Annotated in this window: 25 protein-coding genes and 1 tRNA gene; 24 read left to right on the plus strand and 2 right to left on the minus strand. The window is 41.3% G+C overall.

The window, feature by feature from the left end:
• Window positions 1–10 precede the first annotated feature (10 nt).
• The 12 genes from hisB (at window position 11) to KW850_RS11125 (ending at window position 10,484) form a co-directional block, all read left to right on the plus strand.
• A complete protein-coding gene (hisB, locus tag KW850_RS11070) occupies window positions 11–598 on the plus strand; it encodes an imidazoleglycerol-phosphate dehydratase HisB (protein WP_218347632.1) in 588 nt (195 codons plus the stop codon).
• A gap of 88 nt (window positions 599–686) precedes the next feature.
• A complete protein-coding gene (hisH, locus tag KW850_RS11075; RefSeq protein WP_218347633.1) occupies window positions 687–1,313 on the plus strand; it encodes an imidazole glycerol phosphate synthase subunit HisH in 627 nt (208 codons plus the stop codon).
• Window positions 1,310–2,035: a 1-(5-phosphoribosyl)-5-[(5-phosphoribosylamino)methylideneamino]imidazole-4-carboxamide isomerase gene (hisA, locus tag KW850_RS11080; RefSeq protein WP_218347634.1), complete on the plus strand. Its 726-nt coding sequence runs from the start codon at window positions 1,310–1,312 to the stop codon at window positions 2,033–2,035. The genes hisH and hisA overlap by 4 nt, the downstream gene beginning before the upstream one ends.
• Complete coding sequence (gene hisF, locus KW850_RS11085; protein WP_218347635.1) at window positions 2,032–2,793, plus strand: imidazole glycerol phosphate synthase subunit HisF; 762 nt, start codon at window positions 2,032–2,034, stop codon at window positions 2,791–2,793. The genes hisA and hisF overlap by 4 nt, the downstream gene beginning before the upstream one ends.
• Complete coding sequence (gene hisIE / locus KW850_RS11090) at window positions 2,790–3,407, plus strand: bifunctional phosphoribosyl-AMP cyclohydrolase/phosphoribosyl-ATP diphosphatase HisIE (protein ID WP_218347636.1); 618 nt, start codon at window positions 2,790–2,792, stop codon at window positions 3,405–3,407. Before hisF ends, hisIE begins: the two co-directional genes overlap by 4 nt.
• A gap of 283 nt (window positions 3,408–3,690) precedes the next feature.
• A complete protein-coding gene (locus KW850_RS11095; RefSeq protein WP_218347637.1) occupies window positions 3,691–5,184 on the plus strand; it encodes a tetratricopeptide repeat protein in 1,494 nt (497 codons plus the stop codon).
• A 250-nt stretch (window positions 5,185–5,434) separates the two neighbouring features.
• Window positions 5,435–6,385, plus strand: a complete 951-nt coding sequence (gene trxB / locus KW850_RS11100) for a thioredoxin-disulfide reductase (RefSeq protein WP_218347638.1) — start codon at window positions 5,435–5,437, stop codon at window positions 6,383–6,385.
• Between the two features lie 379 nt (window positions 6,386–6,764).
• Window positions 6,765–7,223, plus strand: coding sequence for an 8-oxo-dGTP diphosphatase (locus KW850_RS11105; protein WP_218347639.1), 459 nt, complete (start codon window positions 6,765–6,767; stop codon window positions 7,221–7,223).
• Between the two features lie 20 nt (window positions 7,224–7,243).
• Window positions 7,244–8,137, plus strand: coding sequence for an RNase adapter RapZ (gene rapZ / locus KW850_RS11110; protein ID WP_218347640.1), 894 nt, complete (start codon window positions 7,244–7,246; stop codon window positions 8,135–8,137).
• On the plus strand, window positions 8,134–9,117 hold the full coding sequence (locus KW850_RS11115; RefSeq protein ID WP_218347641.1) for a gluconeogenesis factor YvcK family protein: 984 nt from the start codon (window positions 8,134–8,136) through the stop codon (window positions 9,115–9,117). The genes rapZ and KW850_RS11115 overlap by 4 nt, the downstream gene beginning before the upstream one ends.
• Before the next feature lie 49 nt (window positions 9,118–9,166).
• Entirely contained in the window at window positions 9,167–10,117 is a 951-nt protein-coding gene (gene whiA, locus KW850_RS11120; protein WP_218347642.1) for a DNA-binding protein WhiA, read from the plus strand.
• A gap of 109 nt (window positions 10,118–10,226) precedes the next feature.
• A complete protein-coding gene (locus KW850_RS11125; RefSeq protein ID WP_218347643.1) occupies window positions 10,227–10,484 on the plus strand; it encodes an HPr family phosphocarrier protein in 258 nt (85 codons plus the stop codon).
• 93 nt (window positions 10,485–10,577) lie between these two features.
• On the opposite strand, the gene clpP is transcribed toward KW850_RS11125, so the two are convergent.
• A complete protein-coding gene (gene clpP, locus KW850_RS11130; RefSeq protein ID WP_218347644.1) occupies window positions 10,578–11,186 on the minus strand; it encodes an ATP-dependent Clp endopeptidase proteolytic subunit ClpP in 609 nt (202 codons plus the stop codon).
• 204 nt (window positions 11,187–11,390) lie between these two features.
• Here clpP and KW850_RS11135 point away from each other — a divergent pair.
• The 12 genes from KW850_RS11135 (at window position 11,391) to rnr (ending at window position 24,554) form a co-directional block, all read left to right on the plus strand.
• Window positions 11,391–11,462 (plus strand) — tRNA-Arg (locus KW850_RS11135).
• 309 nt (window positions 11,463–11,771) lie between these two features.
• Window positions 11,772–13,094, plus strand: a complete 1,323-nt coding sequence (rpoN, locus tag KW850_RS11140) for an RNA polymerase factor sigma-54 (protein WP_218347645.1) — start codon at window positions 11,772–11,774, stop codon at window positions 13,092–13,094.
• Window positions 13,087–13,371, plus strand: a complete 285-nt coding sequence (locus tag KW850_RS11145; protein WP_374226315.1) for a glutaredoxin family protein — start codon at window positions 13,087–13,089, stop codon at window positions 13,369–13,371. Before rpoN ends, KW850_RS11145 begins: the two co-directional genes overlap by 8 nt.
• A gap of 128 nt (window positions 13,372–13,499) precedes the next feature.
• Complete coding sequence (locus KW850_RS11150) at window positions 13,500–14,522, plus strand: sugar-binding transcriptional regulator (RefSeq protein WP_218347646.1); 1,023 nt, start codon at window positions 13,500–13,502, stop codon at window positions 14,520–14,522.
• Window positions 14,523–14,575: 53 nt separating this feature from the next.
• A complete protein-coding gene (gene gap / locus KW850_RS11155; RefSeq protein ID WP_218347647.1) occupies window positions 14,576–15,583 on the plus strand; it encodes a type I glyceraldehyde-3-phosphate dehydrogenase in 1,008 nt (335 codons plus the stop codon).
• A gap of 174 nt (window positions 15,584–15,757) precedes the next feature.
• On the plus strand, window positions 15,758–16,942 hold the full coding sequence (locus tag KW850_RS11160; RefSeq protein ID WP_218347648.1) for a phosphoglycerate kinase: 1,185 nt from the start codon (window positions 15,758–15,760) through the stop codon (window positions 16,940–16,942).
• A gap of 204 nt (window positions 16,943–17,146) precedes the next feature.
• Window positions 17,147–17,908: a triose-phosphate isomerase gene (gene tpiA, locus KW850_RS11165; RefSeq protein WP_218347649.1), complete on the plus strand. Its 762-nt coding sequence runs from the start codon at window positions 17,147–17,149 to the stop codon at window positions 17,906–17,908.
• The gene (gene gpmI / locus KW850_RS11170; RefSeq protein ID WP_218347650.1) at window positions 17,901–19,433 is read left to right on the plus strand and encodes a 2,3-bisphosphoglycerate-independent phosphoglycerate mutase; all 1,533 of its coding nucleotides are present in this window, start codon (window positions 17,901–17,903) and stop codon (window positions 19,431–19,433) included. Before tpiA ends, gpmI begins: the two co-directional genes overlap by 8 nt.
• A gap of 37 nt (window positions 19,434–19,470) precedes the next feature.
• On the plus strand, window positions 19,471–20,769 hold the full coding sequence (gene eno, locus KW850_RS11175; protein ID WP_218347651.1) for a phosphopyruvate hydratase: 1,299 nt from the start codon (window positions 19,471–19,473) through the stop codon (window positions 20,767–20,769).
• Window positions 20,770–21,047: 278 nt separating this feature from the next.
• On the plus strand, window positions 21,048–21,281 hold the full coding sequence (gene secG / locus KW850_RS11180) for a preprotein translocase subunit SecG (protein WP_218347652.1): 234 nt from the start codon (window positions 21,048–21,050) through the stop codon (window positions 21,279–21,281).
• Window positions 21,282–21,429: 148 nt separating this feature from the next.
• Window positions 21,430–22,176, plus strand: a complete 747-nt coding sequence (locus KW850_RS11185; RefSeq protein ID WP_218347653.1) for an alpha/beta hydrolase — start codon at window positions 21,430–21,432, stop codon at window positions 22,174–22,176.
• 26 nt (window positions 22,177–22,202) lie between these two features.
• Window positions 22,203–24,554, plus strand: a complete 2,352-nt coding sequence (rnr, locus tag KW850_RS11190) for a ribonuclease R (protein ID WP_218347654.1) — start codon at window positions 22,203–22,205, stop codon at window positions 24,552–24,554.
• A 170-nt stretch (window positions 24,555–24,724) separates the two neighbouring features.
• Here the strand turns inward: rnr and KW850_RS11195 are convergent, their stop codons facing one another.
• The gene (locus tag KW850_RS11195) at window positions 24,725–25,840 is read right to left on the minus strand and encodes a GerAB/ArcD/ProY family transporter (protein WP_218347655.1); all 1,116 of its coding nucleotides are present in this window, start codon (window positions 25,838–25,840) and stop codon (window positions 24,725–24,727) included.
• Window positions 25,841–25,917: the final 77 nt, after the last annotated feature.

Consider the following 25,917-nt stretch of genomic DNA (forward strand, 5'->3'; position numbering starts at 1 on the left):
GGTCCCTTTCATGGAAAGAATCGCAAGTATTGAACGGAACACGAATGAAACACAAATTCAATTAACGTTAGATGTGGATGGAGACGGTCAGTCGAATTTAGAAACAGGTGTACCGTTCATGACCCATATGCTTGATTTATTCACCAAACATGGACAATTCAATCTGACAGTGAATGCAAATGGGGATACTGAAGTGGACGATCACCATACCACAGAGGATATCGGAATTTGTCTTGGACAGGCGCTGCGTGAAGCATTAGGTGACAAACGTGGTATTAAGCGCTACGGAAACGCATTTGTACCGATGGATGAAGCGCTGGCACAGGTGGTCGTGGACCTTAGTAATCGTCCGCATCTTGAAATGCGTGCAGAGTTCCCCGGACAAAAGGTGGGTACATTTGATACCGAACTCGTTCATGAATTCTTATGGAAACTTGCACTCGAGGCACGGATGAATCTTCATGTCATCGTACATTACGGCAAAAATACACACCATATGATCGAAGCCGTCTTTAAAGCGCTGGGACGTGCCCTTGACGAAGCCACAACCATCGACCCACGCATCAAAGGCGTTCCATCAACTAAGGGAATGCTCTAGAAGAAAATTAGTGGTGTCAGGCACCATGTGAAGAATATAACAATGGTTGTCAGGCACTATAATAGGCACTGTGAAAGGAATGGTAGGGATGATTGGCATTGTTGACTATGGAATGGGCAATCTGTATAGTGTTAGCAAGGCATTGGAACGGCTGGGTGCGGAGTATTTTATTTCTGCGGATAAGGGTGAGCTGCTAGCTGCAGATGCCTTGCTTCTTCCTGGTGTGGGCTCTTTTCGTGATGCGATGGAACGTTTGCCAGTGGAGACGATTAAGGAGTTTGCGGCAACGGGTAAACCGCTGCTTGGCATCTGCCTTGGGATGCAGCTGCTATTTGAAAATAGTGAAGAAAATGGCCCGACAGAAGGTTTGGGATTGTTACCCGGCAGTGTTCGCCGTTTTCCAGGGAAAACACCGGATGGACACACCTACAAAGTTCCGCACATGGGCTGGAACAAGCTTGAATTTGTTCAAGAATCGCCGCTGTTAAAAGGTCTCGAAGAGGATTATGTCTATTTCGTGCATTCCTATTATGTGGATGCGGAAAACTCAGACGTGTTACTGGCAAAGGCTAATTATCACGAACAGGTATCTGCTGTTGTTGGCAGAGATAATATATATGGAATGCAATTTCATCCGGAAAAAAGCAGCAAGCTGGGCATGTCCCTTTTAGCGAATTTTCTACAAATGGTGGAGGAAAGGAAGGCAATCCGATGAGTTTAACGATTTATCCAGCAATTGATATGCGCGGTGGCAAGTGCGTCCGACTTCTCCAAGGGGACTACGACCAAGAAACGATTTACGGCGACTCGCCATTTGATATGGCGAAGAGTTTTGCCGCTGATGGTTCCGAATGGATTCACATGGTGGACCTTGACGGGGCAAAGGATGGCAAACGGGTCAATGACCTGTTTGTGATTGAAGCAGCGCAAAAGTTACAGGTAAATATTCAGATTGGCGGCGGCATTCGTTCAGAGGAGGATATCCTCCACTATCTTGAAAATGGCGTGAACCGTGTCATCATTGGCAGTATCGCTGTTTCCAACCCTGAATTCGCCATTGATATGATCAAAAAATACGGCGGAAAAATTGCACTCGGCATTGATGCGAAAAACGGCTATGTGGCCACACATGGCTGGCTGGATACTTCCGAACTGAAGGCCCTCGACCTCGGAAAACGCTTTGCAGAAGCTGGAGCGGAGACGTTTATTTTTACCGATATTGCAACTGATGGGACTCTCGCTGGTCCGAATATTGCCGCTGTCTGTGAAATGGCCGAAGTGACCGGGAAAAATGTCATTGCCTCTGGCGGGGTAAGCAGTCTAGGCGACCTAAGAGCAATTGCTTCTAAGGGGATTCAAGGAGCGATTGTGGGAAAAGCCCTTTATGAAAACCGCTTCACTTTAAAAGAGGCCCTGAAAGAGGTGGGCACCCGATGACATTAACAAAAAGAATCATCCCCTGCCTCGATGTAAAGGACGGACGGGTAGTAAAAGGGATACAATTCGTCCAACTGCGCGATGCCGGAGATCCCGTGGAACTGGCGCGCTTTTATGATGAGCAGGGAGCCGACGAACTCGTTTTTCTAGATATCTCTGCATCCGTTGAAGGCCGGAAAACAATGGTTGAAGTCGTTAAAGCCGTCGCTTCAGAGCTGGCGATTCCGTTTACCGTTGGCGGGGGCATTAATGCTTTGGAGGATATGAAAAGAATCTTACGTGCTGGGGCAGATAAGGTATCGCTGAATACAGCAGCTGTCCTTAATCCGGCCCTTATTAAGGAAGGTGCCAGCTACTTTGGTTCACAATGCATCGTTGTCGCAATTGATGCCAAATACGATGAAGCAATTGGAACGTGGCGCGTATTTACGCACGGCGGCAGAACACCTACAGACAAACTGGTGATTGAATGGGCAGTAGAAGCGGCGCAGTTGGGTGCGGGGGAAATTTTACTAACGAGCATGGATAGTGATGGCGAAAAAAATGGGTTCGATCTTGAACTGACGAAGGCAGTAAGTGAAGCGGTAACCATTCCAGTCATTGCCTCAGGTGGGGCCGGAAATTCGGAACATTTTGAAGAAGCATTCTTAGCTGGAAAAGCAGATGCTGCTCTAGCTGCGTCTATTTTTCACTATAAAGAGACATCCGTTCATGAAGTAAAAAGCTATTTACGGGAAAAAGGAGTGACGGTTCGATGAATGTCCGGTTTGATGAAAAAGGGCTAGTGCCCGCAATTATTCAAGATGCAGGGACGAAAGAAGTATTAACACTCGCTTATATGAATGAGGAATCGCTCGCCAAAACGATTGAAACGGGGGAAACGTGGTTTTACAGCCGTTCCCGTCAGGAATTATGGCATAAAGGTGCAACGAGCGGTAATACACAGACTGTTGTCAGCATGAACTATGATTGCGACCAAGATGCGTTATTAGTTCTTGTTTATCCGAAAGGTCCTGCCTGCCATACCGGTGCGGTGAGTTGTTTTTCAGAACGGGGCTTTACGGGGACATCTAGTCTGGCAGACTATCAGATCCTGCAATCACTTGAAAAAGTCATTGTTGACCGCGAACGTGAGCGTCCAGAAGGGGCATACACAACCTATCTATTTGAAAAAGGCGTCGATAAGATTTTGAAAAAAATCGGGGAAGAAGCGTCTGAGGTGATCATCGCTGCCAAGAACCGTGATGCTGAGGAGCTCCGCTGGGAAGCTGCAGATTTGCTTTACCACTTGCAGGTATTGCTGGTTGAACAAGGCCTTCCATTTAAAGAAGTACTCAAAACTTTAGAAGAAAGACACAAGGACCGGTCGTAAATGACCGGTTTTATTTATTTAGAACTACATTAAAAAGGGAATTATACAAAATTGAAGGCTAATTATACAAATCAGGCTACAATTATACAAAACTAAGATGTTATTTTACAAAACACACCGATAATTTTACGAAAATTAGATTAAATCAACAAAATTTGTAAAAATATTACCATTTGACCATATCTCCCTAAATCAAACCGTAAATCCCCCTATACTAGCCCTTCTCGAACAACTCCCTAGTGTGGTATACTACCTTAGTTATGTTAAAAATGTGGAGGACTTCATGGGTAAAGACGCGAAAGCAAGAATGCATATGGGAAAATTACTTACATTTGTTCCTACGGGGGAATATTATTTCACGAAGGGTTTAAAGGCATTCCATCGACGTGATTTTATCAAAGCAAAAAAATATCTTGGGCGAGCGATGCAGCTTGAGCCGGGTGAACCGATGATAATATGCCAGTTGGCGATTGTGTCAACAGAACTTGGCGAGTTTGAAAATTCCAACCGACTCTTGCACCTCATCCTTGAAGAACTAGATCAAGAAATGGTCGAATGCCATTATTTTTTGGCCAATAATTACGCCCATTTGGGATTTTTTAAAGATGCTTATCACCACGCCAAACTGTATTTACAGCTGGACCCCGATGGTGACTTTTGCGATGACACAGAGGAATTACTAGATGTACTTTCATTTGAGTCGGAAGATCTTGAGGATGATCTATATCAGCAGGATGACTTAATCGTTAAACAAGAACAGGCTCGTGACCTGCTCGAGTCAGGTTATTTTCCAAAGGCAATTGAGCTGCTAAAAGATGTCGTAAAGGACTATCCAGAGTATTGGTCTGCGTATAACAACTTGGCACTCGCCTATTTTTATTTAGGAAAGACACAAAAGGCGGAATCCATTTTAGCGGACGTTTTAGAACGGAATCCAGGAAATCTGCATGCCTTATGTAACCGGCTTGTATTTGCTTATTATCAGGGACAGGCAAGAAATGTTGCAGGAATGATTGACACGTTGAAGAAAATTCAACCGCTTCTAAGTGAACAGCAATTTAAGCTTGGGGCCACGTTTGCTTTAGTAGGAGAATATGACCTAGCTTATTTATGGCTGAAAAAATTATATAAGTACGGCTTTGATGGAGATGGCCCGTTTTACTATTGGCTTTCCCATTCTGCCTATTTCACTGGTAATGAGAATTTTGCAAAAAGCGTCTGGAAAAAGGTGTTGGAACTGAATCCTGATAAAGAAGGCTCCGAACCTTGGAATAAAGAAACTGGGCAAGCAAACGGTTTTGAAGACCATTCTGGTTCCATTTTTCAAAAATTGGACAGCGACTATGTGGAAGAGCGCTTATTTGCTCTATTTCTTACGACCGTTTCGAGTAAAAAAGAAGAAATAATCACCTCCAAGCGGCTCTTACAAAATCAAAAATTTACGCGCTTGGAAAAAGAATATATCTCGTTGATTCGTTCAGGAAAACCTTCTAAGACTGCGGATGCACAAGAAGTTGCCGAACTTTTTTATGAAACTCATCAACCAATTGGTACGATTGAGGCTGGTTTATATCTCATGTGGTTTTCTGTGTTTGTCGAGGTATCCAAAGACAGCCTCCAATTGAAAAATAAACGTGCTTGGGCCGGAGCCGTGGAGTATGTGTGGCACAAACTTCGCAGTGAAAAAATTTCTCAGCAAGAGGTAGCTGACCGCTATGGGATTTCCTCAGCAACTATTGGTAAATATGTAAAAATAGTCAATAACTATTTGAATTAGGCTGTTTTCGCATAAATTGTTTTTCGTATAGGTTCATCAATCCGTATTCCTATTTGTTCGTGGCATCTTTTCGTAAGTAAATACGAAGTATCGCTGGTAATCTTAGTAAATGGCCCTAATTCAAAAGTAACAAAGTTTTCGAAAGAGCCTTAATTAAGCATATTGGTGGACGATAAAACATTTGTTATATACGATTAAGTAAGGGAACAATATACTTAATCGTATTTTTTTATATAGGGAGTGTTTTAACATGTCTGAAGAAAAAATTTATGACGTTATTATTGCCGGTGCTGGCCCTGCGGGGATGACGGCGGCTGTTTATACATCACGAGCAAACCTATCCACACTCATGATTGAGCGCGGGATGCCGGGCGGACAAATGGCCAATACGGAGGACGTTGAAAACTATCCAGGCTTTGAAAGTATTTTAGGTCCGGATTTATCTACAAAGATGTTCGAGCATGCCAAAAAATTTGGTGCAGAGTACGCTTATGGCGATATCAAAGAAATCATTGATCAAGGCGACTATAAAATCGTTGTCGCTGGCTCAAAACAATATAAAGCATATGCTGTCATCATCACAACGGGAGCAGAGTATAAGAAAATTGGCGTGCCAGGGGAAAAAGAACTTGGCGGCCGCGGCGTATCCTATTGTGCGGTTTGTGATGGAGCTTTCTTTAAGCAAAAAGAACTATTTGTGATCGGTGGAGGGGACTCGGCTGTTGAAGAGGGGGTGTACTTAACCCGCTTTGCTTCGAAAGTAACCATCGTCCATCGCCGTAATGAACTCCGTGCCCAAAAAATTCTGCAAGATCGTGCTTTTGCCAATGAGAAAGTTGATTTTATTTGGAATCACACGATCAAATCCATTAATGAAAAAGATGGCAAAGTAGGCAGTGTGACACTGGTTTCGACTGAAAATGGCGAAGAACAAGTATTGCCGGCTGACGGTGTCTTTATCTATATCGGAATGGTCCCTCTATCCAAACCATTCATGAACCTTGGAATTACCAATGAAAATGGCTATATTGAAACCAATGACAGGATGGAGACAAAGGTACCGGGGATTTATGCAGCTGGTGATATTCGTGAAAAAACACTGCGCCAGATTGTAACAGCAACTGGAGATGGCAGTATTGCTGCCCAAAGTGCCCAGCATTATATTGAAGAACTTAAAGAAGGGTTAAAACAAAAAAGCTAATCTTAGGAAAGTCTGATAGCTATTTTTAAAAACGTAACTCTGTTTTAATTCTCCTGTAACAATTGTGCAATAAAGTTACGGTATGATATAAACAGTAATTGACCCCCTTTAAAAATATATTTCTTTTATGCACAGGCCCGCAGCCTGTGCTATTTTTTTTTGGTTTGCACTATTTGTTACTGGTGTCAGGAGAAATTCTTAACAGAATATCAAATTTGTATTCATTGTGACTGCATCCAAAAAATAGTATAATACTAAGAATGAATGGAAAGTTATTGTAGGATATATAGCCAAGCCTAAGGAAGGACCTTGCCAAATTAAAAAAGGTTCGGACGAGAGCTGTTACATTGTAGATGCTTGATTAAGAGGGTGAAATGTTGTGCAACGAGTCACCAATTGTGTATTGATTAGAGACGAAAAAATATTGTTGCTTCAAAAGCCGCGCCGTGGCTGGTGGGTTGCTCCTGGTGGGAAAATGGAGCCAGGTGAATCGGTTCGCGACTCATGTATCAGAGAATACCGTGAGGAAACGGGAATCTATTTGAAAAACCCGCAATTAAAAGGGATTTTTACAATGATCATGAAAGAAAATGACCAACTTCTTTCCGAATGGATGATGTTTACATTTGTAGCGACCGATTCGGATGGAGTCGATTTAGACGAATCCGAGGAAGGTAAGCTGGAGTGGCAAATGATCGATCAATTGAAAAAGTTACCAATGGCTGCTGGTGATTATCATATTCTTGATTATATGATTCACGGAAAAGGAATTATTTACGGTACTTTTACTTATACAAAAGACTTTCAACTAATCAGTTACCGATTAGATCCAAGCTAACCTATAGGGGGAAATGAATAATGAGTACCGGTGCGGTAAATGACATACAAATGGTAATAATTACAGGAATGTCTGGTGCAGGAAAAACTGTGGCCATTCAAAGTTTTGAAGATTTAGGATTCTTTTGTGTCGATAATTTGCCTCCAACCTTGCTTCCAAAATTCCTTGAACTTATGAAGGAATCCGGGAATAAGATGAATAAAGTCGCCCTCGTTATGGACCTGCGCGGCAGAGAATTTTTTGATCATCTCTTTAAAGCATTAGATGAACTAGCAGAAACATCATGGGTGGCCCCGCGAATCTTATTTTTAGATGCAGATGATTCCACATTAGTCCGAAGATATAAAGAAACAAGGCGGTCACATCCGCTCGCACAAACAGGTCTGCCGCTAGAAGGAATCACGTTAGAGCGCGAACTCCTCGAAGAACTAAAAGGCAGGGCTCAATTGATTTACAATACTTCCCAGATGAAACCAAGGGAACTTCGTGAGAAAATATTAACGGAATTTACCGCGAATAAACAATCAATCTTCACTGTCAATGTCATGTCATTCGGCTTTAAGTATGGAATTCCCATTGATGCAGATTTAGTGTTTGATGTGCGCTTCTTGCCAAATCCCCATTATATCGAGCATATGAGACCAAAAACAGGTCTAGATGAAGATGTTTCCAGTTATGTATTAAAATGGAATGAAACGCATAAGTTCTTGGAAAAAGTAACCGACTTGCTATCTTTCATGCTTCCGCATTATAAGCGGGAAGGTAAAGCGCAGCTTGTTATTGCGATTGGCTGTACAGGTGGACAGCATCGTTCCGTAACACTAGCTGAGTATATCGGTAAGTTTTTCGAAAAGGACTATAAGACATGTATTTCTCATCGTGACATTGAGAGGAGAAAGGAAAAAACAACATGAGCATTTACGGACAGCCACGAATTGTCGTCATTGGCGGGGGAACAGGATTGCCAGTTTTATTGCGTGGATTAAAACAGTATCCTGTGGATATTACCGCCATTGTGACAGTCGCGGATGACGGCGGCAGCTCAGGACGTTTGCGTGAGGACTTGCATATTCCTCCTCCTGGTGACATCCGCAATGTGTTAGCATCATTATCGGATGTGGAACCGCTCGTTGAGGAAATGTTTCAGCATCGATTTAAAACATCGAATGAACTTTCCGGACATTCGCTTGGTAATTTAATCTTGGCGGCGATGACCTCCATCACGGGGAATTTTGTTCACGCCATTCAGGAAATGAGTAAAATTTTAAATGTTCACGGCAAAGTTCTCCCTGCAGCCAATCAGAGTGTCGTTCTCCATGCTGAAATGGAAGACGGGACGACTGTCTCAGGGGAATCAAAAATACCCTACTCTGGTAAAAGAATTAAAAAAGTGTTTATGACACCGGAAAATATTCGTCCCTTGCCTGAGACCCTTCAAGCCATCCGTCAGGCCGATTTAATCATCATCGGGCCAGGAAGCTTATATACAAGCATTTTACCTAATTTGCTCGTCCCTAAAATCGGGGATGAACTGTGTCAATCACAAGCCAAAAAGGTCTATATTTGTAATTTAATGACCCAGGCTGGGGAAACCCATGGGTTTTCAGCAAGTGATCATGTAAAGGCCTTATATGATCATATGAGCTGTGCATTTATCAATACAATCCTTGTAAACAATGAAGAAATTCCACAGGACATCCAGCTCCGCTATAATGAAGAGTTGGCAGACCCTGTTGTCTACGACTTGCCGCAACTGTTTGAATTAGGGCTCGAAGTGGTCCATGCGGATATTGCTTACCAAGAAAATGGGGCATTAAGGCATGACCCGAAAAAAGTTGCAAAAATATTATATAATTTGCTTTTAGATGAAACCAAAAAGCGTTATGAAACGTAATAATAGTAACTAATTAAAAGACGCTGTTTTTTTTTAGGGGGGTGAAGGGATGTCTTTCGCTTCGGAAACGAAAAAAGAATTAACTAACTTAGAAGTGAAAACGTGCTGCATTCAAGCAGAGCTTTCGGCTCTCATCCGGATGAATGGTTCCCTTTCATTCTCAAATCGTAAGTTAGTTGTTGATATTCAAACCGAAAATGCTGCGATTGCAAGAAGAATTTACACATTAATAAAAAAGAGTTACGAAGTCCAAGTAGAGCTGCTTGTCCGGAAAAAGATGCGTTTGAAAAAAAATAACGTCTATATTGTCCGTTTATCACAGCAGGCAAAGGAAATTCTAGAGGATACTAAAATTATTGGTGAGGGTTTTACCATCATTCATGATATTTCGCCGGAACTTGTAAAAAAGAAGTGTTGTAAGCGTTCTTATTTACGCGGCGCATTTCTAGCAGGAGGATCCGTTAATAATCCGGAAACTTCATCCTATCATTTAGAAATTTTTTCGCTCTATAAAGAACACAACGATTCTTTATGCGAATTGATGAATACATTTGGACTTAATAGTAAAACACTCGAACGCAAGAAAGGCTATATTACCTACTTAAAAGAAGCAGAGAAAATTACCGAGTTTCTAAATATTGTAGGTGCCCATAACGCTCTACTCCGCTTCGAAGATGTTCGAATTGTTCGCGATATGCGTAATTCAGTAAACCGTCTTGTTAACTGTGAAACCGCCAATCTTAATAAAACGATCGGTGCTTCGATTAGGCAGGTCGAGAATATCCGCTACATCAATCAAACGGTCGGTCTGCAAATTTTGCCTGATAAATTAAGAGAAATTGCAGAACTCCGCTTAAATTATACAGATGTGACCCTTAAAGAATTGGGTGAAATGGTTTCTGGTGGTGCCATCAGTAAATCTGGAATTAATCATCGTTTGAGAAAAATCGATACGATCGCAGAAAAACTCCGTGCAGGAGAGATGGTTGTAAAAGAGTAGCAAATTCTTTAGCAGTTAAATATGTGAAAGCCATAACATGTACTCTAGAAAATATTGTGAAACAAGTTCCAAGAAAAATAGACTATAAATCATGAGGAGGAATTGTGTAATGTTAGTGAAACAAGTCGAAGTAAAATTAAAAACAGGTCTTCAAGCACGGCCTGCAGCGCTTTTTGTTCAAGAAGCCAACCGATTCTCAGCGGAAATTTTTCTTGAGAAGGATGGGAAGAAAGTGAATGCGAAAAGCATTATGGGCTTAATGAGCCTTGCTGTTGGCTCTGGCGTTCTGATTGATATCGTTGCAGATGGTGAGGATGAAGCATCTGCCATTGAAGCATTAGCTGATTTTATCCAAAAAGAACAATAGTATGTGAGAGACCGGCTCCGTTGGGAACCGGTCTTTTAAATGTTTTTTTGAACAAAAAAAGCAACCGGTCTATACCGATTGCTTCTGTCCTGCTTATTTATTTTTCTTCTCGTCATCAATTAGGTTACGTGTGATGATATGGTCGATTAACCCATATTCTTTTGCACGTTCAGCTGTCATGAAGTTGTCGCGGTCTGTATCTTTGGCGATTACTTCAAGAGACTGTCCAGTCCGTTCTGCTAAAATTCCATTTAATTTTTCGCGAAGGAAGAGGATCCGCTTTGCAGCAATCTCGATTTCAGTTGCTTGTCCTTGGGCACCGCCTAGTGGCTGGTGAATCATGACCTCAGCATTTGGAAGGGCATAGCGCTTACCTTTTTCCCCAGCTGCAAGCAAGAATGCACCCATGGATGCAGCCATACCGATACAAATCGTTTGAACTTTTGGTTTGATGAATTGCATCGTATCATAGATCGCCATACCAGCAGTGATGCTGCCGCCTGGGCTGTTGATATATAAAGAAATATCTTTTTCAGGGTTATCCGCTTCAAGGAATAATAATTGTGCTACAATGCTGTTAGCGACATGATCATCGATAGCACTTCCCAGCATAATAATCCGGTCTTTTAACAGACGGGAGTAGATGTCATACGCACGCTCGCCCCGGTTTGTTTGTTCAATAACTGTAGGGATTAAATTCATTTTTCTTCCTCCTTTGATTGTAAAGGTAATAGTAATATGTATTGTTATCATACACTGATGGTCAATAAAGGTCAAACAAATTGCCTTTAAAAATGTTCGACAACTTTCCCTAATCCATCTTATCCATTCTTACTAATTTTAAACCAAATCAATGCTTGCAAAGTTAGAGAAACTGGCATATAATATGTAAGTCGCCAATATTTTGCCCTCGTGGTGCAACGGATAGCACGTAAGATTCCGGTTCTTGAGATGTGGGTTCGATTCCTGCCGAGGGCGTCATCAAAGCCTCCTGTTATTTTTAACAGGGGGTTTTTTTATTGGAAAAACAGTTTGGTTTTTTTTGGTAAATGTCTAATTGCACAAAACATATGGAAAATGGCACAAAATTCACTCGAAACTGCACAATACCTTGATAAAATGGCACTAAACAGAGTAGAAATGGCACAAAACCACCAAAAATGTACCTAAATAAATGTAAGACCTCCATGCTAAATGAATCAAAAAGGGTCACTTAGCTCCCTGATTATCATTTTTCATTCCCGAATTTGGTCCCATCGTGTAAAATAGAAAACAGGGGGGATCAGAATGAACTTGAAGGCCGGTTTATGGCAACAGCAAACATTAAAATTGGCGATGACGCAAGAGTTATCACAGGCTATTGCATTGTTGCAGTACTCTGCCCAGGAGTTAACTGCTTTTTTAGAAGATAAGGCACTTGAAAATCCCCTATTGCAGATTGAAAATAGCAATATTAAACCAATGAATCCACTTATTGACCGAAATCGTAGTAAGCACCAAAAAGCTGAAAAGGACTGGATTGAACAAATCGCTGACAAACCATTTTCGCTTGAAGATTATTTACTTTCTCAATTAAAACTAACGAGTTTATCGGGGGAACAATTAAGTGTGATTCGTTTTCTCATTCAATATTTGGATGAAAACGGTTACTTTGGTGGCGACCTTAATGAAATCGCCCAAAAACTACGAGTATCGGAAGAGGTAGCTGAAGAATGCCTAGCGATCATCCAAACACTGGAGCCAGCGGGGATTGGTGCAAGGGACCTTCAAGAGTGCCTATTGATGCAACTATATTATCAAGATCCTGCTAATGAATTAGCTCAAAAGATTATCTCTGATTATTTCATTCCATTCGCCGAAAAGAAGTGGAAACCAATTGCCAAGGAATTGAAGGTAACCCTTAAAGATATTCAAAATATCTTTGACCAAATTCAGTCCCTGAACCCCAAACCGGGAACTATTTTAGGAAAAGAGGTTACCACCTATATTATTCCGGACGCGATTGTCGAGCAAACGAGCGAGGGACTAACCGTCAGGATGTCAGATGAATCGCTGCCAAGGATAAGTCTTAATGAGCAGTATTATCATAAATTCAAAGACCAAGACCAACAAGTAAGCCGCTTCCTACAGGATAAACTGCAGGATTACCAGTGGATTCAAAAAAGTATAGAGCAGCGGAAAGAGACACTAACAAGGGTGATTGCAAAAATTATTGAAAAGCAGACTGCATTTTTTCAAAAAGGATCACAATATTTAGTACCAATGACCATGAAGGAAATCGCTGGAGAACTTAATATTCATGAATCTACCGTCAGCCGCGCTGTTCGCGAAAAATATGTGCAAACACCAAACGGGACGTTTCCATTAAAGTCTTTTTTTACAAGTACGATTCAAACCGTATCGGTGGATGAAAATACCTCATCCACACAAGTAAAAAAGAAAATTGCGACGTTAATTGAAAATGAGAATAAACAAAAACCGCTTTCTGATCAAGATATTGTTGAACAATTAAAAACAGAGGAAGGCATGGTGGTTTCCAGAAGGACCATTGCAAAGTACCGGGATCAATTGGGAATTCCATCCTCTGCGAAGAGAAAAAGGTTTGACTGAAAGGAACAAAATAATGGAGCAAACAATCATTACGTTATATACAAGGAAAAGTTGTCCGCTTTGTGACAAGGCAAAAGACACTTTACTCGAGCTCAAAAATGAATGGAATTTCAATTTAGAAGAAATTGATATTGAGTCCAGTGATGAATTAACCGAACAATACGGGTTAATGATTCCAGTCGTTTATATCGATGGAGTAGAGGCCGGTTTTGGCGTCATTAACAAATTTGACATAAGTAACCGTTTGCAAGAAAAAAAAGCCAACCTTAATAGTTGAAATAGATTTTCACTCCTGTTACAATGAAAAACGTAGCAAGGGTGATTTTTTTTTAATGTAGTGGGACACAATATGTCTATGGTGGACATTTTTAGACCAACTACATATAATAAAGGAGCATGTGATTCATGCAGTCATTTATCGATATCCAGAAAAGACTACTGCCCGACCTCCTTCAGGTTCTGCAAAAGAGATATTCTATCCTAAGATATATAGGTTTTATGCAGCCGGTAGGGAGAAGGAGTGTAGCGGTCAGCCTGGGATATACGGAAAGAGTCCTTCGCGGCGAAGTAGAATTCTTAAGGGAGCAAGATTTAATTTACACAAATAATGTGGGAATGAGCTTAACTCCTGAAGGGAAAAATTTGCTAGAAGACTTAGAAGGTTTTATGCGTGAGTTAAAAGGTATCGATGTGATGGAGTTGGAATTAAAACACCGGCTCGGCATTAAAAAAGTCATCATTGTGCCTGGAGATAGTGATGAATCGCCGATGGTTAAAGGTGAACTGGGCAAAGCAAGTGCTGTGTGCATGAAAAAGTTACTCGGCGGAAAAAATATCATTGCTGTAACTGGCGGTTCAACGATGGCTGCTGTCGCAGAAAGACTTTCACCAGAGCTTTCCCAAAAGGAAATACTTTTTGTCCCGGCTAGGGGCGGAGTAGGCGAGGATGTTCACAATCAAGCAAATACGATTTGCTCGATCATGTCGAAAAACACCCATACGAACCATCGAGTGTTTTACGTACCTGACCAGGTAAGTACCGATATTTATGAATCGCTTATCAAAGAACCTGGCATTTATGAAGTTTTAAAACTAATAAAATCAGCAAGCATGGTTATTCATGGGATTGGGGATGCTATCACAATGGCTGAGCGACGCAAAACGGACCCTGAAGTTTTGCATAAGCTGGAAAATGAAAAAGCTGTGGGTGAAGCATTTGGCTATTATTTTAACGAACAAGGAGAAATCCTTCATAAAGTCTTAACGATTGGGCTGCAGTTAGAAGATCTAGTCAACATTCCGAATGTCATCGCTGTTGCAGGCGGGGGCTCGAAGGCAAAAGCCATCAAAGCATATTTAAAACAAGCGCCGACATCAACGATATTAATTACAGATGAAGGTGCAGCAAGAACGTTATTAAAAGGGTAAATCCTTTTTAAAATAAAAAACATCCTTACCCAATTTAAAGGAGGAAATTTATCATGTCAGTAAAAGTTGGTATTAACGGATTTGGACGTATTGGTCGTAACGTATTTCGTGCGGCTTTAAACAACAGCAATGTGGAAATCGTAGCAATTAATGACTTAACAGATGCAAATATGCTTGCACATCTTTTAAAATATGATACTGTTCACGGAACTCTTGCAGAAGACGTTACAGTTGATGGAGAATACTTAGTAGTAGGCGGACATAAAGTAAAAGTTATCGCAGAGCGCGATCCTGCACAATTAGGCTGGGGAGATCTTGGTGTTGATGTTGTAGTTGAATCAACAGGCCGTTTCACAAAGCGTGAAGATGCTGCAAAACACCTTGAAGCAGGTGCTAAAAAAGTTATTATCTCTGCTCCAGCAGACAATGAAGATATCACAATTGTTATGGGTGTAAACGAAGATAAATACGATCCAAATAACCACCACGTATTATCTAACGCTTCTTGTACAACAAACTGCCTGGCTCCATTTGCAAAAGTATTAAATGATACATTCGGAATCAAGCGCGGTATGATGACAACTGTTCACTCATACACAAATGACCAACAAATCCTTGACTTACCACACAAAGACTACCGCCGTGCTCGTGCAGCAGCTGAAAACATAATCCCAACTTCAACTGGTGCTGCTAAGGCAGTTGCTCTTGTTTTACCTGAACTTAAAGGTAAATTAAACGGTATGGCTATGCGTGTTCCAACTCCAAACGTTTCTGTTGTTGACTTAGTAGCAGAATTAGAAAGAGATGTTACAGCTGAAGAAGTAAACCAAGCATTAAAAACTGCTGCTGAAGGCCCATTAAAAGGCATCTTAGCTTACAGCGACCTGCCATTAGTATCTACTGACTATAACGGCGCTACAGTTTCTTCAACAATCGATGCATTATCTACAATGGTTCTTGAAGGCAACATGGTAAAAGTATTATCTTGGTACGATAACGAAGTTGGTTACTCTAACCGCGTTGTTGACCTTGTAGATTACCTAGCAAAAAAAGGACTTTAATATCTAAACAGACAATGATTGGCGTTCAATCATAAGACGTTACGAATACAAAGGTTTTCCAAAGGGGAGCGGGGAGTATATGCCCCCTTCCCCTTTTTAGTTATAATAAGATTACTGCCTAGCTTCTGCGCCGCTAACAAGGCGCTTACGCTTTAATACTTTAGGAGGTCCTTTATGAATAAGAAAACGCTTAAAGATGTCGATGTAAAAGGTAAACGCGTATTTTGCCGGGTTGATTTTAACGTTCCAATGCAAGAGGGGAAAATTACCGATGAAACGCGGATTCGTGCAGCACTTCCAACGATTCAATATCTAGTAGATCAAGGCGCTAAAGTCATTCTAGCCAGCCATTTCGGCCGTCCAAAAGGAAAAGTAGTCGAAGACATGCGCTTAACTCCAGTCGGTGTCAGACTGTCTGAACTGCTTGGTAAAGACGTGAAAAAAGCAGATGAAGCTTATGGTGATTCGGTCAAAGCATTGATTGAAACTATGTCCGAAGGCGATGTTCTGCTGCTTGAAAATGTTCGTTTCTATCCTGGCGAAGAGAAGAATGATCCAGAGTTGGCAAAAGCTTTTGCTGAACTCGCGGATGTTTATGTAAATGATGCCTTTGGTGCAGCACACCGTGCCCATGCATCAACTGAAGGGATTGCACATATTTTACCGGCCGTTTCCGGACTGTTAATGGAAAAAGAATTGGATGTACTTGGAAAAGCACTTTCCAATCCTGAGCGTCCATTTACAGCGATTATCGGTGGAGCTAAGGTAAAGGACAAGATCGGTGTAATTGAAAACCTATTAGAATTAGTCGATAACTTAATCATCGGCGGTGGACTTGCTTATACATTCGTGAAAGCACAAGGTCACGAAGTAGGGAAATCCCTTCTAGAGGCAGACAAGATTGATCTTGCAAACTCATTTATTGAAAAAGCAAAGGCTAAGGGTGTTAATTTCTATATGCCTGTTGATGTTGTAGTGGCGGATGATTTCTCTGCAGACGCTAATTCAAAAGTAGTGGGTATTGAAGAAATTCCAGCGGATTGGGAAGCACTTGATATTGGACCAAAAACAGCTGAAATCTACCGTGATGTGATCCGAAAATCAAAACTAGTGATTTGGAATGGACCAATGGGCGTGTTTGAGATCGACAAATTCGCTGGCGGCACAAAAGCAGTCGCAGAAGCACTTGCTGAAGCAGAAGGTACATATTCAGTTATTGGCGGCGGAGATTCTGCAGCAGCCGTTGAAAAATTCAATTTAGCAGATAAAATGAGCCACATCTCCACAGGCGGCGGCGCTTCACTTGAATTTATGGAAGGCAAAGCACTACCAGGAGTCGTGGCATTGAACGATAAATAATTTTTGTTGACCTTGGCACTCTGTAGATTGGAGCGGAAGGCACGAAGACTCCTGCAGGAGTACGGGGCAGGGGAGACCCTGCTGGAGCTGAAAGCGCCGAGGAGGCTCCCCGGCACGTCCGTGGAAAGCGAAGTGCCTGGAGCGGAAATCAACAGACATGTTTAAGAGTTTTTAAAAGGAAGAACTATGAAAGGATGTGCCAGTATGCGTAAACCAATTATTGCAGGTAACTGGAAAATGAACAAAACACTTTCTGAAGCAAAAAGCTTTACTGAGGAAGTAAAAGGACTTGTACCTGTCCCAGAAAAAATGGATTCTGTAATCTGCGCACCAGCTTTATTTTTACAAAGTCTCGTCGAAGTAACAGAAGGAACGAATGTGAAAATTGGTGCTCAAAATATGCACTTTGAAGAAAGCGGAGCATTTACAGGCGAAATCAGCCCGAAAGCACTTGCTGACCTTGCAGTTCAATATGTGATCATCGGACACTCAGAACGCCGTGAAATGTTCAATGAAACAGATGAAACAGTAAACAAGAAAGCAATTGCAGCCTTTAAATACAATTTAACTCCGATCGTATGCTGTGGTGAAACATTAGAGCAGCGTGAAAATGGTGAAACCAACAAATTAGTTGGCGATCAAGTGGCAAAAGCCCTAAAAGGCTTATCTGCTGATCAAGTAAAACAAACTGTCATCGCGTACGAACCAATTTGGGCGATTGGTACAGGGAAATCCTCTACTTCAGCCGATGCGAATGAAGTGTGTGCGCATATCCGTCAGGTCGTAGCACAGCAATTTTCTCAAGATGTGGCCGATGCGGTACGAATTCAGTATGGCGGCAGTGTGAAACCAGAAAATATTAAGGAATACATGGCACAACCAGATATCGATGGTGCATTAGTAGGCGGAGCAAGCCTTGAAGCACAATCTTTCTTACAACTACTGGAGGCAGGCATCTATGAGTAGATCTCCAGTTGCTCTTATCATCCTTGACGGCTTTGGATGCAGGGGTGAAACAAAAGGAAATGCGGTTGCACAGGCGAAAAAACCTAATTTTGACCGCTTTTGGAGCGAGTATCCTAACTCTCATTTAACAGCTTCTGGTGAGGCAGTAGGCCTTCCAGAAGGACAAATGGGTAACTCAGAAGTAGGGCACTTGAATATCGGTGCTGGTCGTATTGTTTACCAAAGCTTAACACGAGTGAACATAGCGATTCGAGAAGGTGAATTTGAAAAAAATGAAACCTTTACGGGCGCGATGGAGCACGTTAAGAAAAATGGCACTGCCCTTCATTTGTTCGGATTATTGTCAGATGGTGGTGTACATAGCCATATTCAACATATGTTTGCTTTGCTGAAATTGGCAAAAGAAGAAGGCGTGGAAAAGGTATATGTACATGCTTTCCTTGACGGCCGTGATGTGGGTCCGAAAACAGCAAGGAAATATATTCAAGAGACATTAGAAAAAATGAAGGAATACGGTGTAGGTGAATTTGCAACGATTTCAGGGAGATACTACTCTATGGACCGTGATAAACGCTGGGAGCGTGTCGAAAAATCGTACCGCTCTATGGTTTATGGCGAGGGCCCTGCCTACACAAACCCTTTAGACGTGGTTGAAGATTCTTATTCACATGGAATCTTTGATGAATTCGTGATCCCATCTGTGATTACAAAAGAAGATGGACAGCCGGTTGCAACAATTAAGGACAATGATGCGGTTATTTTCTATAACTTCCGTCCAGACCGGGCCATTCAGATTTCCAATACGTTTACGAATGATGACTTCCGTTCTTTTGACCGGGGACCCAAGCATCCGAAGAAATTATTCTTCGTGTGCTTAACCCACTTCAGTGAATCAGTGGATGGATATGTTGCCTTCAAACCATCGAACTTAGATAACACAATAGGTGAAGTATTAGCTCAAAACAACATGAAGCAATTAAGAATTGCTGAAACAGAAAAATATCCACATGTTACGTTCTTTATGAGCGGCGGCCGTGAAGAAAAGTTCCCTGGCGAAGAGCGGATCTTAATCAACTCTCCGAAGGTAGCAACATACGATCTTCAGCCGGAAATGAGTGCATACGAAGTCACTGACGCACTCATCAAAGAAATTCAAGCAGATAAATTTGATGCGATTTTACTAAACTTCGCGAACCCTGACATGGTGGGCCATTCAGGTATGCTGGAGCCCACAATTAAAGCGATTGAAACAGTCGATGAATGCTTAGGAAAAATCGTTGATTTAATTCTAGAAAAAGGCGGTTCTGCCATTATTACTGCTGACCATGGGAATGCCGATGAAGTAATTACACCTGAAGGCGAACCAATGACTGCACATACAACGAATCCTGTGCCAGTAATTGTGACAAAACAAGGAATTCAACTGCGTGATGGCGGAATCCTTGGGGATTTAGCGCCAACTATGTTAGACTTATTAGGTCTTGAAAAGCCAGCTGAAATGACGGGAAGTTCGTTAATCAAGTAGACCAAAACATCATTTAATTTTAAGGAGAGATTTTATCATGCCATTTATTGCAGACGTATACGCTCGTGAAGTATTAGATTCCCGCGGGAACCCTACTGTTGAAGTTGAAGTATTTACTGAATCAGGTGCATTTGGCCGCGCTATGGTTCCAAGTGGTGCTTCCACTGGTGAATATGAAGCTGTCGAACTACGTGACGGCGACAAAGAACGTTACCTTGGCAAAGGTGTTCAAAAAGCGGTTGACAATGTAAATGAAATTATCGCACCTCACCTTATTGGTGAAGAATTCAGCGTATTAGACCAAGTTTCTGTTGACCAAGCTTTAATCGAGCTTGATGGAACTGAAAACAAAGGTAAATTAGGTGCAAACGCAATCCTTGGTGTATCTATGGCGGTTGCTCATGCGGCAGCAAATTACTTAGATATTCCTTTATACCAGTACCTTGGCGGTTTCAATTCCAAGCAACTTCCTGTTCCAATGATGAATATCGTTAACGGCGGGGAACACGCAGATAACAACGTAGATATTCAAGAATTCATGATTATGCCTGTTGGTGCACCAAACTTTAAAGAAGCTCTTCGTATGGGTGCAGAAATTTTCCATACGTTAAAATCTGTTCTTAAAGGCAAAGGCCTTAACACTGCTGTTGGTGACGAAGGCGGTTTTGCTCCAAACTTAGGATCAAACGAAGAAGCACTTCAAACAATTGTAGAAGCAATCGAAAAAGCTGGCTATAAACCAGGTGAAGAAGTTATGCTTGCTATGGATGCTGCATCTTCTGAGTTTTACAACAAGGAAGATGGAAAATACCATCTTGCTGGCGAAGGTGTTGTGAAGACTTCTGCTGAAATGGTTGATTGGTACGAAGAACTTTCTTCTAAATACCCAATTATCTCAATCGAAGACGGTTTAGATGAAAATGATTGGGAAGGTCACAAGCTTTTAACTGAACGCCTTGGCAAAAAAGTTCAATTAGTTGGTGATGATTTATTTGTTACCAATACACGTAAACTTGCTGAAGGTATTGAAAAAGGGATTGGGAACTCCATCCTTATCAAAGTGAACCAAATCGGTACCCTTACTGAAACATTTGACGCGATTGAAATGGCAAAACGCGCTGGTTACACAGCTGTCATCTCTCACCGCTCTGGTGAAACAGAAGACAACACCATTGCTGACATTGCTGTTGCAACGAATGCAGGTCAAATCAAGACTGGTGCACCTTCTCGTACAGACCGTGTTGCAAAATACAACCAATTGCTTCGCATTGAAGATCAATTAGGTGAAACTGCACAATACCTAGGGAAGAAGACATTCTATAACTTAAGCAAATAATGTTACTCAAAAGGCGCACATTTTCGGATGTGTGCCTTTTTTTATTCGCTCTATAAAGATACCTGTTGATTTCCACGGAAGGTCAGGGGAGCCTCCTCTGCGCTTAGCACCTGCGGGGTCTCCTCTGCCGCGTCCTCCCGCAGGAGTCTTCGCGCCTTCCGCTTCCGCTCCAATCAACAATCAACTTAAATTAATAGGAATAAGGACTATTGTCTTAAGTGACAAAATATGATAAATTTAATATACTGTGAATTGTACGACTACAGGAGGTGGCCTACATGCATACGTTTTTAGTAATTTTATTAGTGATCGTAAGTATCGGACTAATTGGTGTTGTTATCCTTCAATCTGGTAAAAGTGCTGGATTATCTGGTGCCATTTCTGGTGGTGCAGAATCTCTATTTGGTAAGCAAAAAGCACGCGGACTTGACTTGATTCTACAACGTATTACGATTGTTTTAGCAATCTTGTTTATTCTGCTGTCTATTGCAGTGACTTACTTTAAAATCTAATCCTTCACACACAAACCTGGCCAGAGTGGTCAGGTTTTTTGTTTGATTGAAAAAAATATTACCTGAAGCGTAAGCCATTTTTCTGGAATGTTCACCATTGCTTTGCTAAAACTATACTAAGTGAATTGAAATTAAGGGAGTTTTTATCATGAAAGTTGCTTTACCTAAACCATTTACTTTTGAAGGAGGAAATAGGGCCGTTCTTCTCTTGCATGGCTTTACCGGAAACTCAGCAGATGTACGGATGCTGGGGCGCTTTTTAGAAAAAAAGGGTTATACCTGTCATGCCCCGCACTACAAAGGCCACGGAGTACCACCTGAAGAGCTTGTTCATACCGGTCCTGAAGATTGGTGGCAGGATGTCATCAATGGCTATGAATTTTTGAAAAATAAAGGCCACTCAGAAATCGCCGTAGCAGGATTATCCCTAGGTGGCGTATTTTCCTTGAAATTGGGATACACTGTACCTATAAAAGCCATTATACCGATGTGTGCGCCGATGCATATAAAAAGCGAAGAGATTATGTACGAAGGAATTCTTGAATACGCTCGTGAATTTAAAAATCGTGAAGGAAAATCTACAGAGCAAATCGAATTGGAAATGAACGAGTTTAAGAAAACACCAATGAAAACATTAAAGGCCTTACAGGCATTGATCGCCGATGTGCGTGAAAATGTGGATATGATTTATGCGCCCACATTTGTCGTTCAGGCACGTCATGACAAAATGATTAACACCGAAAGTGCTAACATTATTTATAACGAAATCGAATCAGTCGTAAAGGAATTGAAATGGTACGAAGAATCCGGTCACGTCATTACCCTTGACAAAGAACGGGAGCAATTACATGAGGATGTTTATACATTCTTAGAAAAGCTAGACTGGCGCGATTAACAAAGCAACTACAAAGGAGGATTAGTTTGGAAGATAATATACAAAAGCATATTGATAAGGTTTTACAATATATGAAAGATGAGGCTTACAAGCCATTAACTGTTCAAGAACTTGAAACAGCCTTTGGCATCCAGGACTCTAGTGATTTTAAGGAGTTTGTAAAAGCACTGGTGCAAATGGAGGAAAAGGGCTTAGTCGTTAGAACACGCAGTAACCGCTATGGACTTCCAGAGAAAATGAACTTAATTCGTGGAAAACTTATCGGTCATGCAAAAGGCTTTGCGTTTGTCGCACCAGATGAACCTGGGATGGATGATATTTTTATTCCGCCTAATGAAACAAACACCGCCATGCATGGAGATATTGTCCTAGCACGTGTGTCTACTGAAAGCACGGGTCAGCGCCGGGAAGGAAGCGTTATCCGCATCATTGAACGCGGAGTCCAGCAAATTGTCGGAACGTATGTGGAAAGCAAAAGCTTTGGCTTTGTCATTCCAGATGATAAAAAGTTTGCCAGTGATATTTTTATTCCAAAGGCAGCTTCCAAAGGAGCGGTTGAAGGCCATAAGGTGGTTGTTAAGCTGACCACCTATCCAGAAGGGCGGAAGAGTGCTGAGGGCGAAGTGATTACGATTCTTGGCCATAAAAACGATCCGGGCGTAGACATCCTTTCAGTCATACATAAGCACGGTTTACCAATGGCCTTTCCTGACGAAGTGTTAAAACAGGCAAACGAGGTGCCTGACACCATTGCTGAAAGTGAATTAGCCAATCGCCGCGACCTTCGGAACGAAACGATTGTAACGATTGACGGGGCTGACGCCAAAGACCTTGATGATGCGGTAACAGTAACCAAACTTGAAAACGGCAACTATAAGCTGGGTGTCCATATCGCTGACGTAAGCTATTATGTCAAAGAAGGAACACCGATTGACCTTGAAGCTGAGGATCGAGCAACTAGTGTTTATTTAGTAGACAGAGTTATCCCGATGATTCCGCATCGTTTATCGAATGGAATTTGCTCTTTAAATCCTAAAGTGGACCGCTTGGTTCTATCATGTGAAATGGAAATTACATCAGAAGGCGCTGTCGTCTCTCATGAAATTTTTCAAGCAGTAATAAAAACAACCGAGCGGATGACCTATCATGATGTAAATCTAATTCTGGCAGAAAATGATGAAGAAACGCGTGCTCGTTATGAACCTCTTGTGCCGATGTTTGAAATGATGGAAGAATTGGCTGCTATCTTACGAAACAAACGGATGAAGCGGGGAGCAATCGACTTTGATTTTAAGGAATCGAAGGTTCTCGTGGATGAGGAAGGCAAGCCAACCGATGTTGTTCTTCGCGAGCGGTCGGTAGCAGAAAGATTAATTGAAGAGTTCATGCTTGCTGCTAATGAAACGGTGGCAGAGCACTTTCATTGGATGGAAGTTCCGTTTATTTACCGAATTCACGAGGATCCAAAGGAAGATAAATTGCGGAGATTTTTTGAGTTTATCACTAACTTTGGCTATATTGTGAAAGGGACGGCCAATGATGTCCATCCAAAGGCCCTTCAGGAAATTATTGAAGAGGTTCAAGGAAAGCCAGAGGAAATGGTTGTATCGAAGGTCATGCTGCGCTCGATGCAGCAGGCAAAATATGACCCGGAAAGCCTAGGACATTTCGGGTTATCAACGGAGTTCTATACCCATTTCACCTCGCCGATTCGCCGTTATCCTGATACCATCGTTCATCGTTTAATCCGGACCTACTTAGTCGAAGGAAAGCTGGATTCAACAACACAGGAAAAATGGAATGCGCGATTACCTGAAATTGCGGATCATTCTTCAAAAATGGAGCGACGCTCGGTGGATGCCGAGCGAGAAACTGACGATTTGAAGAAAGCAGAGTACATGGAAGACAAGATTGGCGAAGAATACGATGGAATCATCAGCTCCGTCACCAATTTTGGAATGTTTGTTGAGCTTCCCAATACGATTGAAGGTCTTGTCCATGTCAGCTATATGACCGATGATTATTATCGTTATGATGAGCGCCATCTCGCCATGATTGGCGAGCGAACAGGAATTGTCTTCCGAATTGGTGATGAAATTACCGTTAGGGTGGTTAAGGTTAATAAAGATGAACGCTCTATCGATTTTGAAATTGTCGGCATGAAAGGGACACGCCGTGAACGTGTCGAGACGCCAAAGGTATTCAAAACAGGCAGTGATACGAAGAAACCACGAAGAAATAAACAGCAAGGCGACCGTACTCAAGACCGCAATCAAAAGTCTGAAACGGGTGGCGGTCAGGGTAACAAAGCGAAAAAGAAAAGAAAGTTTTATGATAATGTCCCTAAAAATAAAAGCACTAAACGAAAAAACCGATAAGCTATTACGTTTGAACTCGTTGTTGATACGAAAAAGAAAAACACACGATAAATCTCGTGTGTTTTTCTTTTAATTCGATTCCCACTATTAGATAAACCATTTTTTTTTATAATAACCTGTTCATTGGGGGCCTTAATAAAATCCTCTTCTGGACAGGTTTCTATGTTTTTTTAATTTTTTGCTGTTATTTTACTGAGGATTCTTTTTCGAATTATATCTACGCTTAATAAGGAAAGCGGTAAAATGAACCCAATTGTTAGTAAGAGAGGTATCCATATCTCAATGCTTTCTGACCGTGAATAAGTAACATTTGGGTATGTGATTAAAGAAAGAACAACCAAAATCATGCCCAAGGGTAATGTCAGTGGTCTGTAATCTTTTATATTTAAAATTTGTGCTATTCCAACTGCGGATCCAAAAAAATAAACGGTTATTTTGAAATAAAGTGAAATGAACCATATTATGGCGAGCATTGCTTCTAAACGTTGTACAAATCCCCCTACATTAATTTTTCTTGCTAAAGCATAACTTGGATACAATTGCCTTTCAGAATTGTCAACTCCAAGAACTAAAATGCTTAAAAGTGTAATAGATAATAGTAAAATCCCTCCAATTAAATTCCCAACAAGAAAGCCTTTTAAAGCCCGTTTAGGTTGATTAATATAGGCTGGAAAAACCATAAGCAGACAGATTAGCGACAGGGAAGAAAATTCTAGATACAATAGGGTAGCTAAACTTATTGGTTTTATACCCGTCTCTAATACAGGCAGCATATTTTGAACCTCTACTTTAGGAGAAAGAAAAAGGAAAAAAATAATAAAAAACATAATAAACCAAGGAAATAGTATTTCTCCAGCTCGTGCGATTGTTTCTATTCCAAGACGTACACCTTGAATAATAATTAATATGAAGAGAATATGAATCACTTCAATAGGTGTCTCGGGTATAAATTGTGCGGTCAAAAACTCTCCTAAAAAAAATAGTAAGGTTGCTGCAGCAAGGAACAAACTACAACAAAAAAATAGAGAAATGACTTTGCCTAACCATTTACCTAATAGCTTTTCATTTATTTCGACCAGCGTCATATTGGGGAAACGAATTCCAAGAGTGTTATACAACCACATCACCAATAATCCAATCAAGATTCCAATAATGACGGAAATCCACGCATCTTGTCTTGCATAAGAAATTAGACCCAAAGGTGCACTTAGGATCGTACTCCCGACTGTAAATAATATTACTAATTTTGTAAATTGAGCTACTGATATTTTCTCGTCTTTCAGCATAGTTTTTTCCTTTTCATTTATTTAATCTAAATGCTAGAGAGAATTATTCTGATTAAAATAAGTCAATATATATTTTC

The sequence above is a fragment of the Bacillus sp. sid0103 genome, assembly GCF_019219025.1.

What these genes read in the sequence shown, in the direction of transcription:
- hisB (WP_218347632.1), top strand. Translation starts at nt 11, where the DNA reads ATGGAAAGAATCGCAAGTATTGAACGGAACACGAATGAAACACAAATT.
- hisH (WP_218347633.1), top strand. Translation starts at nt 687, where the DNA reads ATGATTGGCATTGTTGACTATGGAATGGGCAATCTGTATAGTGTTAGC.
- hisA (WP_218347634.1), top strand. Translation starts at nt 1,310, where the DNA reads ATGAGTTTAACGATTTATCCAGCAATTGATATGCGCGGTGGCAAGTGC.
- hisF (WP_218347635.1), top strand. Translation starts at nt 2,032, where the DNA reads ATGACATTAACAAAAAGAATCATCCCCTGCCTCGATGTAAAGGACGGA.
- hisIE (WP_218347636.1), top strand. Translation starts at nt 2,790, where the DNA reads ATGAATGTCCGGTTTGATGAAAAAGGGCTAGTGCCCGCAATTATTCAA.
- KW850_RS11095 (WP_218347637.1), top strand. Translation starts at nt 3,691, where the DNA reads ATGGGTAAAGACGCGAAAGCAAGAATGCATATGGGAAAATTACTTACA.
- trxB (WP_218347638.1), top strand. Translation starts at nt 5,435, where the DNA reads ATGTCTGAAGAAAAAATTTATGACGTTATTATTGCCGGTGCTGGCCCT.
- rapZ (WP_218347640.1), top strand. Translation starts at nt 7,244, where the DNA reads ATGAGTACCGGTGCGGTAAATGACATACAAATGGTAATAATTACAGGA.
- KW850_RS11115 (WP_218347641.1), top strand. Translation starts at nt 8,134, where the DNA reads ATGAGCATTTACGGACAGCCACGAATTGTCGTCATTGGCGGGGGAACA.
- whiA (WP_218347642.1), top strand. Translation starts at nt 9,167, where the DNA reads ATGTCTTTCGCTTCGGAAACGAAAAAAGAATTAACTAACTTAGAAGTG.
- KW850_RS11125 (WP_218347643.1), top strand. Translation starts at nt 10,227, where the DNA reads ATGTTAGTGAAACAAGTCGAAGTAAAATTAAAAACAGGTCTTCAAGCA.
- clpP (WP_218347644.1), bottom strand. Translation starts at nt 11,186, where the DNA reads ATGAATTTAATCCCTACAGTTATTGAACAAACAAACCGGGGCGAGCGT.
- rpoN (WP_218347645.1), top strand. Translation starts at nt 11,772, where the DNA reads ATGAACTTGAAGGCCGGTTTATGGCAACAGCAAACATTAAAATTGGCG.
- KW850_RS11150 (WP_218347646.1), top strand. Translation starts at nt 13,500, where the DNA reads ATGCAGTCATTTATCGATATCCAGAAAAGACTACTGCCCGACCTCCTT.
- gap (WP_218347647.1), top strand. Translation starts at nt 14,576, where the DNA reads ATGTCAGTAAAAGTTGGTATTAACGGATTTGGACGTATTGGTCGTAAC.
- KW850_RS11160 (WP_218347648.1), top strand. Translation starts at nt 15,758, where the DNA reads ATGAATAAGAAAACGCTTAAAGATGTCGATGTAAAAGGTAAACGCGTA.
- tpiA (WP_218347649.1), top strand. Translation starts at nt 17,147, where the DNA reads ATGCGTAAACCAATTATTGCAGGTAACTGGAAAATGAACAAAACACTT.
- gpmI (WP_218347650.1), top strand. Translation starts at nt 17,901, where the DNA reads ATGAGTAGATCTCCAGTTGCTCTTATCATCCTTGACGGCTTTGGATGC.
- eno (WP_218347651.1), top strand. Translation starts at nt 19,471, where the DNA reads ATGCCATTTATTGCAGACGTATACGCTCGTGAAGTATTAGATTCCCGC.
- secG (WP_218347652.1), top strand. Translation starts at nt 21,048, where the DNA reads ATGCATACGTTTTTAGTAATTTTATTAGTGATCGTAAGTATCGGACTA.
- KW850_RS11185 (WP_218347653.1), top strand. Translation starts at nt 21,430, where the DNA reads ATGAAAGTTGCTTTACCTAAACCATTTACTTTTGAAGGAGGAAATAGG.
- KW850_RS11195 (WP_218347655.1), bottom strand. Translation starts at nt 25,840, where the DNA reads ATGCTGAAAGACGAGAAAATATCAGTAGCTCAATTTACAAAATTAGTA.